The following is a 12013-nucleotide window of genomic DNA, read 5'->3' as shown; positions in this document are numbered from 1 at the left end:
CCACGGGCAACCGGTGCGGCGTTCTAGGCTCCGAAGTATGGCGGCGGCGTGCCCATCGTTGGCACATAAGTCCGGGCGAAGCCTTTCACCCATGATTTCTCCTCGCGAGGCGCAAACCTAGACGGAGAGGAAACACGCATGGCTGTCAAAACCAAGACTCGTCCGGGCACCACGGAGATTCGGCCGTTCTCAGTCGACATTCCCCAGGCCGACCTCGATGACCTGAAGAGGCGCATCAAGGCCACCCGCTGGCCGGACAAGGAAACGGTGGACGACCAGTCACAGGGCGTGCCACTCGCGACGATCCAGGCCGTCGCCCGCTATTGGGAAAATGAGTACGACTGGCGCAAGGTCGAGGCGCGGCTGAACGCCGTACCGCAGTTCATGACCACCATCGACGGGGTGGACATCCACTTCATCCACGTGCGCTCGAAGCACGAGGACGCGATGCCGCTCATCGTCACCCACGGGTGGCCCGGGTCGATCATCGAGCAGATGAAGATCATCGAGCCGCTCACCGATCCCACGGCGCACGGCGGGAGCGCGTCGGACGCCTTCCACCTGGTGATCCCGTCGCTGCCCGGCCACGGTTTCTCCGGCAAGCCGACCGAGCCGGGGTGGAACCCCCAGAAGATCGCAACCGCCTGGACCGAGCTGATGAAGCGGCTCGGCTACAACCGGTTCGTCGCGCAGGGCGGCGACTGGGGCGCGGTCATCGTGGACCAGATGGGCATCCAGGCGCCCCCGGAACTGCTCGGCATCCACACCAACATGCCCGGTGCGATCCCACCCGAGATCGACCTGCTTTTCCAGGGCGACACCACCGGCGCGAACAACGCCATGGGCTCGCTGCCATCCGGCCTCTCCGACGACGAAATGCGTGCCGCCGAGGAAGCCAACTACGTCTGGAAGCACGTCGCGTACGCCCTCATGATGGCGACACGTCCGCAGACGCTGACCGGGCTGGCGGATTCTCCGGTCGGCCTGGCGTCCTTCCTACTCGACCACGACGCGAAGAGTCTGGCCCTGATCGCGCAGGTCTTCGACGGCGCCACAGCGGGCCTCACCCGCGACGACATCCTGGACAACATCTCGCTCTACTGGTTGACGAACACCGCGATCTCCGCGGCCCGTCTGTACGCGGAGAACAAGCTGTCGTTCTTCGCCGCCAAGGGAGTGAAAATCCCGGTCGCCGTGAGCGTCTTCCCCGACGAGTTGTACGAGGCGCCGCAGAGCTGGGCCGAGCAGGCGTACTCCAACCTCATCTACTACAACAAGCTCGACGTGGGCGGACACTTCGCGGCCTGGGAGCAGCCGAAGATCTTTTCCGAAGAGCTTCGCACCGCCTTCCGGTCGCTTCGCTAGATGGCCGTGCACCTGCCCCCGCTCAGCGGGGCGGTCGAGTGGCTCAACTCCGAGCCACTCGACCCCGCCGACCTGGGTGGGCGCGTCGTCCTGGTCAACTTCTGGACGCTGACCTGCATCAACTGGCTGCGCCAGGAGCCGTACGTGCGTGCCTGGTCGCAGGCCTACCGCGATGACGGGCTGGTCGTCGTCGGGGTGCACACCCCGGAGTTCCCGTTCGAGCACGAGGTCGACTGGGTGCGGCGGGCGGTCGCGGCCCGCTCGATCGACTACCCGGTGGCGGTCGACAACGACTACGCGATCTGGCGCGCCTTCGCCAACAACTACTGGCCGGCGCTCTACTTCGTCGACACCGGCGGCGTGATCCGCGACGAGCACTTCGGCGAGGGACGCTACGAACAGTCCGAGCAGGTGCTCCAGCAACTGCTCGGCATCGAACGCGCACCCGTACCCGTCAAGGGGTTCGGCCCGGAGGCGGAGGCCGACTGGACCAACCTGCGCACGCCCGAGACGTACCTCGGTTTCAGCCGCGGCGAACACTTCGCGTCGCCGAACGGCCCCGCGCTCGACGAACGCCGCGCCTACCAGGTGCCGGCGAGCCTCGACCTCAACCAGTGGGCCCTGGCGGGGGAGTGGACGATCGGGTCGGAGAACGTCGTGCTCGACGAGGCCGGCGGCGGCATCGCCTTCCGGTTCCACGCCCGCGACGCGCATCTCGTGCTGGCCCCCGGGGCCGGCCGGTCGATCCCGTTCCGGGTGCTGCTCGACGGCGCGGCTCCCGGCCCGTCCCACGGCGTCGACGTCGACGCCGACGGCAACGGCGTACTCCAGGACGGCCGGCTCTACCAGCTCGTCCGCCAGGACGGCGCGGTCGGTGAGCGGACCCTGGAGATCACGTTCGGCGAGCCCGGCGCCGAGGCGTATGCCTTCACCTTTGGCTGACGCGCGCCCAACCCGGCGCGCGGCCCCGGATAGTGTCGACTGCTGTGACAACGCCCGAGATCACCATCGCCACCCCGGCAGATCGCTCTGCGGTGGTCACTACGTTGGTCGCCGCGTTCGTCAAGGACCCCGTCCTGCGGTGCCTTTTCCCCGACGAGGAAACCTATCCCCGGTACGCCGCCGCCTTCTTCGGTCACCTCTTCGACAAGCGGGTGCACCGGTCGTCGATCTGGACGATCGGTGGCGGCGCGTCCGTCGCCATCTGGGAGCCGCCGGTTGACGCCCCGGCCGTTGCGCCGGTTGACGCCCCGGCCGTTGCGCGGCACGTCGACCCCGGGTCGCCGGAGGAAGCGCGATACCCCGCCGACGTGCTGGCCCGGGTTCAGAACTACGACGACGTCGTGCACGCCGCCCTGCCGACGTACCCGTTCTGGTACCTCGGTGTCCTGGGCACCCACCCCGACAGCGCCGGACGCGGTTGGGGTCGTGCCGTCATGCGGGCCGGGCTGCGTCGCGCCGCCGCCGACGGCCTGCCGGCGATCCTGGAGACCAGCAACCCGGGCAACGTGGATCTGTACCGTCGCGCCGGCTGGGAGGTGGTGGGCTCCCTGTCCGAGCCCGTGCCCACCTGGATCATGCAGCAGCCGGCCCGCTGAGAAGTCACGGTCGGTGGTGACGCGTGGCCCAGTTCTGCTGGCTCGCATCCACGGCTACCGCAGATCTTGGACAGTTTCCGTTAGCTGCTAACGGAAACTGTCCAAGATTTACGTGAACCTCGGCGAGGCGGCGAAGATGCGCGTGTAGATCTCGTCGATGACGTCGTTCTTCGCCAGGCTGTAGTCGCGGGGCCGGTGCGCGGTGTCCCGCGCGAGGCGGCGCTTGGTCGCGGCGACAGGTGCGGCCCACCCGACCGATGCGGGCACCGGATGTCGGGTGGGCCACCACTCCCGCCGCCTAGCGTCGGTGCTCGAAAGGGAAGGAGGCCCGGGTGTTGGATCGGCTCAACGAGGCCCTGGCGTACATCGAGCGGCACCTCGACCAGAAGATCGAGGTGGCCGAGCTGGCGCGGATCGCGCTGACGTCGGAGTACCACTTCCGGCGGCTGTTCTCCGCCCTGGCCGGCATGCCGCTGTCGGAGTACATCCGTCGGCGTCGGCTCACCGTCGCCGGTGCGGACGTACTGGCTGGGGAGCGGACGTTGCTCGACGTGGCGGTGCGCTACGGCTACGGCTCCACGGAGGCGTTTGCCCGTGCGTTCCACGCCGTGCACGGCGTGGGGCCCGGAGAAGCCCGGCGTACGGGGGCAGCGTTGCAGGCCCAGCCCCGGATGTCCTTCCGACTCACCGTCGAAGGGAGCGGCAGCATGGAGTACCGGATCGTCGACAAGGACGCGTTCGCGCTGGTGGGGCGAAAGGCCCGGGTCCCGCTGGTGCACGAGGGGATGAACCCGGCGATCGTCGCGTTCATCCGGAGCATCGATACGGAGATGACCGGGCGGATCGAGGCGCTCTCCGATCAGGAGCCGAAGGGGATTGTCAACGTCAGCGACAACCTCGCCGACAGCCGGCAGGAGGGCACCGAGCTGGACTACTGGCACGGTGTGGTGACCAGCGCCGCGCCGCCGGAGGACCTGGACGCGCTGCCGGTGCAGGCCGGGTCGTGGGCGGTGTTCACCACCTCCGGTGCGTTTCCGCAGGCGGTGCAGTACCTGTGGCGTGACGTGTTCACCCAGTGGTTTCCGTCCAACCCGTACCGCAGCCGACCCGGACCGGAGATCTCCCGGGTCCGGGTGTCCGCGGACGGCACCCAGGCGGACGCCGAGCTGTGGATTCCCGTCGAACGGGTACCCACCCCTATGTAGAGTTCCGATACAGTGGTGGGATGCGGATGACGATTCCGGTCGCGAAGGTGCTCGCGGCGCTGCTCGCCGAGCCCGACGAGCAGCGCTACGGGCTCGACCTGATGCGATTGACCGGCCTGCCCAGCGGCACCCTCTACCCGGTGCTGCACCGGCTGCAGGGGGCCGGCTGGCTGGCCGCCGACTGGGAGACGATCGACCCGGTCGCGGCCGGCCGGCCGGCCCGCCGCTACTACCGGCTCACCGCCGAAGGGGTGACGCAGGCCCGACAGGCACTCGCCGACCTGCGGGCCGCGATCCCCGACGGTCGCCGCTCGTGGGGCGGCACCGAGCCCACCGGAGCGCCGGCGTGGTGACCCGCCGGGCCGCCGAACTGCTGTTGGAGTTGGCCGCGCGCCGCTGGCCGGCCGACGTCCGCGACGACCTGCGCCGTGAGTGGGCCGCCGAGCTGCACGTCCTGGCCGAGAGCGGCCGCCGGACGAAGATGGTGGGCTTCGCGGTGAGCCTGGCCGTCAGCCGCGCCGGCGCCCCGATCGTCGACCGCACCCTGATGCGTGGTCGGGCCGGCCGCACCGTCGCCGCACTACTGCTGTCCCCGATCGCCTGCGTCGGAATCGTGCTCGTCAGCGCGTACACGCTGTACCCGATTCAGCGTTGGTTGATGTCCGAGACCTTGTCCGACCGTACGCAGAAGCCTCTCTGGACGGCGCTCACCCTCGGGATGGCGCTGCTGCTGGCGATGTTCGCCGCGCGTTGGGCCCGACACACCGCACTCGATGGTCCGCTGCGCATCGCGCTCGGCGTGGTGCTCCCCGTCGGGGTGGCAGCGGTTCCGTTCGTCTACGTCATCTATCCGGACCGGCCGTTGGCTGCCGTACCCGGTCTCCTGCTGTGGCTGCTGGGCCTGACGCTGGCGGTCTGGGCAGCGGCGAGCCTCGCCGCCCGGGGTCGACTCCGCGCGGCCTGGTGGGTGGGCGTCGTCGGCGCCCTTGTCGCGGCCGACCTCGCGGTGATCCTCGCCATCGCCGGCACGGTGCCAGGTGGTTTCAGCGGCCCCCCGTTGTCACCGGACACCGTCGACGGGATCTCCGCGCCGCTGTGGCTCTTCGTCTCTTGGACGGAGTGGGACTTCGGCCTTCCCCGACCGGTCCAGTGGGAGATCATCCTGATCAGCGAACGGCTGTTGGTGGAACCGATGTTCTACCTGGCCTGCACGCCGTACGCGCTCTCGTACACCATCCGGGCGGCCCGGTCCGCGCCCACCGCGCCGGTCGCTCTGGTGCAGACGCGCAGCGCCACGGGCTGGACCTGATGCGGATGACCGGCCCGCCCACCGGCATGGTGACCCGCCGGATCGCCGAGCTGTTGCTGGAGTTGGCCGCGCGCCGTTGGCCAACCGACGTCCGCGACGACCTGCGCCGTGAGTGGGCCGCCGAACTGCACGTGCTGGCTGAGGGCGGCCGCTGGACGGCGATGGTTGGCTTCGCGGTGAGCCTGGCCGTCAGCCGGGCCGGTGCCCCGCTCGTCGACCGCAGCATGATGCATCGGCGGGCGCGGCGTACCGCCGCCGCCCTGCTACTGGCCCCGCTCGCCTGCGCCGGCATCGTGGTCGTCAGCGCCCTGGCAATGAGTCAGGTCTACATCTTGCTGTCGATGCGGGTGAGCTGGTCGACCCCGGTGCAGTTGCCGCTCTGGTCGACGCTGACCGTCGGCCTCGCGGTGCTGTTGGCGAAGTACACAGCACGGTCGGCCCGGCACACCGCGCTGCGGGGCCCGCTGCGTATCGCGCTTGGCGTTGTGCTCCCCGTCGGTGTGGCCGCACTCGGGCTCATGTCCGTCCTCAACGGCAGCATCTTCGGCAGCTTCGTACCCGGTCTGCTGCTCTGGTTGGCTGGTCTGACGCTGGCCCTCTGGGCTGCGGCGGGCCTCGCCGCCCGGGGTCGGGTTGGCGTCGCCTGGTCGGTTGGCGTCGTCGGCGCGGTCGTCGCTGCCGACCTGGCCGTGATCCTCTCCGTGGTCCAGACCATTCCGGGGCCCGGCACCGTACCGGCCGACGCGATGACATCGGACAGCGTCGACCGGATCTCCGCGCCGTTGTGGCTCTTCGTCTGCTGGACGGACTGGAACTTCGGCCTGCCCCGCCCCACGTCGTGGGAGGTCTTCCTGATCACCGACCAGCTGTTGGTGGAACCGATGTTCTACCTGGCCTGCACGCCCTACGCGCTCGCTTACGCCATCCGGGCGGCCCGATCGGCGCCCCCCGAGCCGGTCGCCCTCGCGCCGACCCCGGTGTGAACCTCAGTCGGGTACGTCGTCCCACGTCGTACCCGACTCCAGGTAACCGGCCAACGGGTTCTCGCGCAGCGCGTACGCGATGACCAGCAGGGCGTGCTTGTCCAGCTCGGGCAGCCGGTCCAACGGGAACCACCCCACGGCCAGCGACTCGTCGTCGTTGACCCGGGCAGTGCCGGCCACCAACCGGCACAGGAACCCCAGGTTCAGGTATTCGCAGCGATCCCCATTCGGGTACGTGTGCGGGTGCGACACGGCGCTGGACATCCGCACCGGCGCGACGTCCAGGCCCGTCTCCTCGCGCACCTCGCGGACCAGCGCGGTGGCCGGCTGCTCGCCCGGCTCGACGAAACCGCTGACCACCGACCAGCGCCCGTCATCGGCGCGCTGGCCGAGCAACAGTTCACCGGCGTCGTTGCGGACCACCGCGCTGACGCTCGGCAGCCAGAGCAGGTCGTGACCGACGTGCTTGCGCATCCCCACGATGTAGTCCGGAATCGCCATCCGGCGATCATAGGCCGCGACCGCTCTGCCCAACGCCGCCCGCGGGCCCGCGTCCGGCGTCAGCCCGACCAGCTGACGGTACGGCGGAAGCGGTCGTACTCCTTGCCGAGTTCGGCGTCGATCCGCTCCATCCGGGCTTCGGTGAGGACCACCGAGGGATCCTGCCATGCGCGCCCAGCGAGCATCTGGCGGCGCAGTCCGGTCGGTGGGTGAGCGGCGAACAGCGACGCCTCGTCGCGGACCGACAGTTGCCGCAGCAGCGGCAACTGGTCGGTCTTTGCCGCACGGGACTCGGCCAGCGCGGAGCGCCACCGGTCCGGGCCGTGTCCCGCCCGGCTCTCCCGACGCACCGCCAGCGCCAGCGACTCGGTGGCGAGCAGGGTGTCGAGAAAGTCGGTCGCGGCGGTCGTGCCGGCCACCCGGGCGGCCAGTTCGTCGGCGAGGTACTCGGCGCGCTGGCTGTCCCGCAATGCCACCGCCACCAGAAGCAGGTACGCGACGAACAGCACCCGCGACACCACCCACTGGAACGCGCGGCCCAGCGCGTCACCCAGCATCTCCACCAGCCCGGCCCCGACGCTGGTCCGCACCGGCCGGAACAGGTCGGCGGCCGAGCCGAGCATGGTGAACGCGGGCTGGGTGAACAGGCCCCGGCGCGGGTCACCGTTGACGAAGTGACCGAGCTCGTGACCAAGCAGCGCCACCCGGCCACCGGCGGGAAGCGAACCCCACAGCGGAAGCCCGAGACCGAGCACCTTCCGCCGCCGCAACCCGACCGTGCCTGCGTACGCGTTGATGGTGTTGTCCACGCCCACCACGTCCGGCGCCGGCGCCCCGACAGCAGTGGCCACCTCGTCGATCAGGCCGAACAGCTCCGGCGCCTGGTCGCGGGTGAGCACCTCCAGTTCCGGGTCGAGGCGACCGAACCGGGGCCGCAACGCGATCGCCAGACCGACCATCGCCACACCCGGCACGATCGCCAGGTTGGGAAACGGGAACGCCACGATCAGCCAGCCACCGACGACCGCGAGCGCGAGCACCGCGGCGATCAGTAGCAACGAGGCTGCCGCGGTGAGCGTCCGGGCGGCTCCGGATCCATTGGTGCCCAACGGTCGCCCAACAAGTTGGGTGAACTGCCGCCTGGTCGCCCGGAACGCCGTTCGGTAGGTCCACCGGTCTACCCAACTCCACCCGAACTCGCGTTGGCGTCGTACCGGGTCATAGGCGTCCAGATTCCACTCGCAGCCGGGACACCAGGGCACCGCGTCCCGTACCGATGCCGTCGTCGCCGCACACCCCGGGCACGCCCCCGTGCCGGTCACCGTATTGATCACGAGCGCAGATCATGCCTCAGCCCTGGATTGCACCGGAACTGACTGTTCGTCCGACCCTATTTCCGCGTTCCGCCCCGGCAAACGCAATGCATATCTACTGTGGAGATCGTCGGCGACTTGTGCGATCCGGTGGCGGCCGGCCGGTTCGCGGTGCACAGTGATTCCCATGAGCGACAGCGGACGTGGTGGGCAGTTCTACTGGTGCACCCGGCATCACCGGGTCGAGACGGACGCCAACGTGTGTCCGGCGAAGCACGTTCTCGGCCCGTACGACTCGGCAGCCGACGCGGAGAACGCCCTGCAACGGGTGCAGGAGCGGAACGAGGCGTGGGATGCCGAGGACGCTCGTTGGGCCGGGGAGGACAGATAGGCGGCGCGGGACGGCTCGCGTCGAGGTATTTCGTGCTCCGCGAGGACGCACGCGAGAGCACGTCCCCCGAGGAGGGAACCACGATGGCCGAAGCACAGCAGGCCACCAAGCGCCCGGCCGCCCGACGCACCACCGCGAAGAAGACCGCCGCGGCGGAGCGGAACACGGCGGCGAGCCGGACCACCCCCGTTCGCAAATCCACCACGGGTGCCGCGAAGGCACCGGCCCGCAAGGCCGCCGGCGGGGCGGGCCGCGCCCCGGCCAAGAAGACCACGACGGCGGCCAAGAAGGCCCCCGCGAAGAAGGCCACGACCACGACCACCGCCGCGGCCAAGAAGGCGCCGGCGAAGACCTCGACGGCCACCCGCAAGACGACCGCCACCGCCAAGCGGGCCCCGGCGTCCACGGCGCGTAAGACCACCGCCGCCGCGAAGAAGACCACCGGTACGGCGAAGAAGACCGTGAGCGCGGCGAAGAAGACCACCGCCTCGGCCGCGAAGAAGACCACCGCCGCGGCGAAGGCCCCGGCGCGCAAGGCCGCGACCACGGCACCGGCGCGGAAGACCGCGACCAAGGCGTCCACCGCCAAGAAGACAGCGACGAAGAAGGCCGCCGCCAAGAAGGCCCCGGCCAAGAAGGCCGCGTCCACCCGCCCCAGCGGCGGCGCGCGTAAGGCTCCGGCCAAGAAGGCCCCGGCCGCGAAGGTGACGGGCACCTCGTCGACCACCGCCCGCAAGGCGGCCGCGAAGAAGGCCCCGGCGAAGAAGACCGTCGCGGCCAAGGCGCCGGCCCGCAAGGTGACCGCCCGCAAGTCACCGGCTCGCCCGGTCGCCGCCCGAGCCACCGCCCCGAGGGGTACGCGCAGCGCCGCTCGGAAGGCGACCGGCTGAGCGCGGGCCACCCCTCGCCGGGCGGAATTCTCGGCCGGTCACCGGAAGCGGATCACCCGTGGCGCTGTCAGGATTGACCCGTGGTCATCCGACGCGTACTCGCGCCCCGCATCGACTTCGGCGCGTTGCGCCGCGAACTCGGCCTGTCCGAGGAGTTCCCGGCCGACGCCCAACGTGAGGCCGACGAGGCGGCTGCGGCACCGCCGCGGCCGTCCGTCGACCGCACCGACATACCGTTCGTCACTGTCGACCCCGCCACCTCGCGGGACCTGGACCAGGCGATGCACCTCGCCCGCCGCCCGGGTGGGGGCTACCGGGTGCGGTACGCGATCGCCGACGTCGCCGCGCACGTCACCCCCGGTGGGGCGTTGGAGGCGGAGACCTGGCGGCGGGGGCAGACCATCTACCTGCCCGACGGGAACGTGCCGCTGCACCCGCGCACCCTCAGCGAGGGTGCCGCGAGCCTGCTGCCCGACGACGACCGGGCCGCGGTGGTCTGGACCATCGACCTGGACGCCGACGGCGGCACCGTGGCCGTCGAGCTGGAACGCGCCCTCGTGCGCAGCCGGGCCAAACTCGACTACACCGGCGTGCAGGCGGCGGCCGAGGCCGGGCGGCTACCCGACCCGATCGCGCTGCTGCCGGAGATCGGCGACCGGCTGACCGCCCGTGGGTTGCGGCGTGGGGCCATCAACCTGCCGCTGCCCGAGCAGGATCTGGAGCCCGACGGTGAGGGCTGGCGGCTGGTGCTGCGCGCGCCGGCGCTGATGGAGGAGCACAACGCGCAGATCTCCCTGCTGACCGGGATGGCCGCCGCCGACATCATGCTGGCCGGTCGGGTCGGCCTGCTGCGGACGATGCCGGCGCCCAAGCCGGAGGCGGTGCAGCGGCTGCGGGCCGCCGCCGCGCCGCTGGGCGTGCACTGGCCGGACGACGTGGGCCCGGGTCAGGTCATCGCCGGTCTGGACGCCGCCCAGCCGCGCGCCGCCGCGTTCATCGACCAGGCGGCCGAGTTGATGCGCGGTGCCGCGTACACCGCCTTCGACGGGGAGCTGCCGGAGCAGCCGGAACATGGTGGCGTGGCGGCCGCGTACGCACACGTGACGGCTCCGTTGCGGCGGCTGGCCGACCGGTACGCGACCGAGGTCTGCCTGGCCCTGCACGCGGGCCAGCCGGTGCCCGACTGGGCCCGCGCCGCGCTGCCCCGGCTGCCCGAGGTGATGGCGAGCACCGACCGGGTCGCCTCGGCGGCCGCTCGTGGCGCCGTCGAGTTGGCCGAGGCGGCGGTGCTGGAGCACCGGGTGGGCGAGACCTTCGACGCGGCCGTCCTCGACGTCGACGCCCCGCCCAACGGCAAGTCCCGGCCCCGACCACCCGGTGGGACGGTCGCGTTGGACGCCCCGCCGGTACGCGCCCGCTGCCACGGCCAACTGCCGCTCGGCGAACGGGTCCGGGTCCGCCTGGTCACGGCCGACCCGGCGGCCCGCACCGTCCTGTTCGAGCTGGCCTGACGGGCCGCCGGCCCTGGCCCTGTTCCCGCCCGCCGGTGGCAGCGGGGATTCTCACAACGCTCGGCGCTGCTGACGGACCGAGCGGTTTGCGAGGATGAGGCCATGGCATACGACGCGAGCACGCTGCCCGACGTGTCCGGGCTGACGGTCGGCATCATCGGCGGCACCGGCGACCAGGGGCGGGGCCTCGCCTACCGCTTCGCGCGGGCCGGCCAGACGGTGCTGATCGGGTCCCGGTCGGCCGAGCGGGCCGCCGAGTCCGCGGCCGAGATCGCCGCCCTGCCCGGGGTGCCGGCCGGCGGCAGCGTCACCGGTGCGGCCAACGACGAGGTGGCCCGACGCAGCGACGTGGTGATCATCGCGGTGCCGTGGGACGGGCACGCCGCCACCGTCGCCGCCCTCGCCGAGCCGCTCGCCGGCCGGATCGTCGTCGACTGCGTCAACCCGCTCGGCTTCGACAAGCAGGGCCCGTACGCGCTGACCGTCGCCGAGGGCAGCGCCGTGCAGCAGGCTGCCGCGTTGCTGCCCGACTCCCGGGTCTGCGCGGCGTTCAACCACGTCAGCGCTCCGCTGCTGGCCGACCCGGAGGTCGACCGGATTGACCTGGACGTGCTGATCTGCACCGAGGACCGCGAGCTGGTCGACATCGTCGGCGCGCTCGCCGCCCGGATCCCCGGGATGCGGGGCATCTACGCCGGCCGGTTGCGCAACGCCCACCAGATCGAGGCGTTCACCGCCAACCTGATCGCCATCAACAAGCGCTACAAGGCGCACGCGGGCATCCGCGTCACCGACCTCTGACCCGAGCGGCGTGATCCACTCCGGTTTCACGAAGTCGCGGTGTTCCGGGCACTTGGGCTCAAGTGGTTGTTGCAACGGGGTGGATTCTCGTCAGGATGAGGGGTCATGCCGGGGCAGAGGTTGTCGTCCGCGGAGCGGGCGCAGAT

General features: G+C 71.1%; 14 protein-coding genes. 11 read left to right on the top strand and 3 right to left on the bottom strand.

All coding sequences use genetic code 11. The features are described from left to right. The first annotated feature begins 138 nt into the window (after nucleotides 1–138). From ACFYL6_RS16135 to ACFYL6_RS16125, 3 genes are read left to right on the top strand one after another with little or no spacing between them, the layout of a single operon-like run. Nucleotides 139–1365: an epoxide hydrolase family protein gene (locus ACFYL6_RS16135; RefSeq protein ID WP_387171811.1), complete on the top strand. Its 1227-nt coding sequence runs from the start codon at nucleotides 139–141 to the stop codon at nucleotides 1363–1365. Beyond that, complete coding sequence (locus ACFYL6_RS16130; RefSeq protein WP_387171809.1) at nucleotides 1366–2307, top strand: redoxin family protein; 942 nt, start codon at nucleotides 1366–1368, stop codon at nucleotides 2305–2307. Nucleotides 2308–2351: 44 nt separating this feature from the next. Continuing rightward, nucleotides 2352–2963 carry a GNAT family N-acetyltransferase gene (locus ACFYL6_RS16125; protein WP_387171807.1) on the top strand — a complete coding sequence of 204 codons (612 nt, stop codon included), beginning with the start codon at nucleotides 2352–2354 and terminating at the stop codon, nucleotides 2961–2963. 108 nt (nucleotides 2964–3071) lie between these two features. Here ACFYL6_RS16125 and ACFYL6_RS16120 read toward each other — a convergent pair whose 3' ends face one another. Further along, a complete protein-coding gene (locus ACFYL6_RS16120) occupies nucleotides 3072–3230 on the bottom strand; it encodes a hypothetical protein (RefSeq protein ID WP_387171805.1) in 159 nt (52 codons plus the stop codon). Nucleotides 3231–3295: 65 nt separating this feature from the next. On the opposite strand from ACFYL6_RS16120, the gene ACFYL6_RS16115 reads away from it, so the two are divergent. The 4 genes from ACFYL6_RS16115 to ACFYL6_RS16100 are packed head-to-tail and all read left to right on the top strand — an operon-like array spanning nucleotide 3296 to nucleotide 6460. After that, nucleotides 3296–4168: a GyrI-like domain-containing protein gene (locus ACFYL6_RS16115; RefSeq protein WP_387171803.1), complete on the top strand. Its 873-nt coding sequence runs from the start codon at nucleotides 3296–3298 to the stop codon at nucleotides 4166–4168. Nucleotides 4169–4188: 20 nt separating this feature from the next. After that, nucleotides 4189–4521 carry a PadR family transcriptional regulator gene (locus tag ACFYL6_RS16110; protein ID WP_238680534.1) on the top strand — a complete coding sequence of 111 codons (333 nt, stop codon included), beginning with the start codon at nucleotides 4189–4191 and terminating at the stop codon, nucleotides 4519–4521. After that, on the top strand, nucleotides 4515–5477 hold the full coding sequence (locus tag ACFYL6_RS16105) for a hypothetical protein (protein ID WP_387171801.1): 963 nt from the start codon (nucleotides 4515–4517) through the stop codon (nucleotides 5475–5477). The genes ACFYL6_RS16110 and ACFYL6_RS16105 overlap by 7 nt, the downstream gene beginning before the upstream one ends. Beyond that, on the top strand, nucleotides 5477–6460 hold the full coding sequence (locus ACFYL6_RS16100; protein ID WP_387171799.1) for a hypothetical protein: 984 nt from the start codon (nucleotides 5477–5479) through the stop codon (nucleotides 6458–6460). The genes ACFYL6_RS16105 and ACFYL6_RS16100 overlap by 1 nt, the downstream gene beginning before the upstream one ends. Nucleotides 6461–6463: 3 nt before the next feature. Here ACFYL6_RS16100 and ACFYL6_RS16095 read toward each other — a convergent pair whose 3' ends face one another. Further along, the gene (locus tag ACFYL6_RS16095) at nucleotides 6464–6961 is read right to left on the bottom strand and encodes an NUDIX domain-containing protein (RefSeq protein ID WP_387171797.1); all 498 of its coding nucleotides are present in this window, start codon (nucleotides 6959–6961) and stop codon (nucleotides 6464–6466) included. Between the two features lie 59 nt (nucleotides 6962–7020). Continuing rightward, complete coding sequence (locus ACFYL6_RS16090; protein ID WP_387171795.1) at nucleotides 7021–8295, bottom strand: M48 family metallopeptidase; 1275 nt, start codon at nucleotides 8293–8295, stop codon at nucleotides 7021–7023. Between the two features lie 166 nt (nucleotides 8296–8461). On the opposite strand from ACFYL6_RS16090, the gene ACFYL6_RS16085 reads away from it, so the two are divergent. The 4 genes from ACFYL6_RS16085 to npdG all read left to right on the top strand — a co-directional run bounded on the left by ACFYL6_RS16085 (nucleotide 8462) and on the right by npdG (nucleotide 11867). Next, a complete protein-coding gene (locus ACFYL6_RS16085; protein WP_130403226.1) occupies nucleotides 8462–8665 on the top strand; it encodes a hypothetical protein in 204 nt (67 codons plus the stop codon). Nucleotides 8666–8748: 83 nt separating this feature from the next. Next, a complete protein-coding gene (locus ACFYL6_RS16080; protein WP_387171793.1) occupies nucleotides 8749–9555 on the top strand; it encodes a histone in 807 nt (268 codons plus the stop codon). Between the two features lie 80 nt (nucleotides 9556–9635). Further along, nucleotides 9636–11066, top strand: coding sequence for an RNB domain-containing ribonuclease (locus ACFYL6_RS16075; RefSeq protein ID WP_387171791.1), 1431 nt, complete (start codon nucleotides 9636–9638; stop codon nucleotides 11064–11066). A gap of 102 nt (nucleotides 11067–11168) precedes the next feature. Next, nucleotides 11169–11867, top strand: a complete 699-nt coding sequence (gene npdG / locus ACFYL6_RS16070; protein ID WP_091409546.1) for an NADPH-dependent F420 reductase — start codon at nucleotides 11169–11171, stop codon at nucleotides 11865–11867. Nucleotides 11868–12013: the final 146 nt, after the last annotated feature.

Origin of the sequence: Micromonospora sp. NPDC007208 (genome assembly GCF_042869175.1) — a bacterium.
Classification (GTDB): domain Bacteria; phylum Actinomycetota; class Actinomycetes; order Mycobacteriales; family Micromonosporaceae; genus Micromonospora; species Micromonospora foliorum.
The sequence above is the reverse complement of the archived record's forward strand: the minus strand, read 5'-3'. Positions and strand labels throughout refer to the sequence as shown.

Excerpts from the sequence above, each read along its gene's own strand:
- ACFYL6_RS16135 (WP_387171811.1), top strand. The coding sequence starts at position 139 with ATGGCTGTCAAAACCAAGACTCGTCCGGGCACCACGGAGATTCGGCCG.
- ACFYL6_RS16130 (WP_387171809.1), top strand. The coding sequence starts at position 1,366 with ATGGCCGTGCACCTGCCCCCGCTCAGCGGGGCGGTCGAGTGGCTCAAC.
- ACFYL6_RS16110 (WP_238680534.1), top strand. The coding sequence starts at position 4,189 with ATGCGGATGACGATTCCGGTCGCGAAGGTGCTCGCGGCGCTGCTCGCC.
- ACFYL6_RS16100 (WP_387171799.1), top strand. The coding sequence starts at position 5,477 with ATGCGGATGACCGGCCCGCCCACCGGCATGGTGACCCGCCGGATCGCC.
- ACFYL6_RS16095 (WP_387171797.1), bottom strand. The coding sequence starts at position 6,961 with ATGGCGATTCCGGACTACATCGTGGGGATGCGCAAGCACGTCGGTCAC.
- ACFYL6_RS16085 (WP_130403226.1), top strand. The coding sequence starts at position 8,462 with ATGAGCGACAGCGGACGTGGTGGGCAGTTCTACTGGTGCACCCGGCAT.
- ACFYL6_RS16080 (WP_387171793.1), top strand. The coding sequence starts at position 8,749 with ATGGCCGAAGCACAGCAGGCCACCAAGCGCCCGGCCGCCCGACGCACC.
- npdG (WP_091409546.1), top strand. The coding sequence starts at position 11,169 with ATGGCATACGACGCGAGCACGCTGCCCGACGTGTCCGGGCTGACGGTC.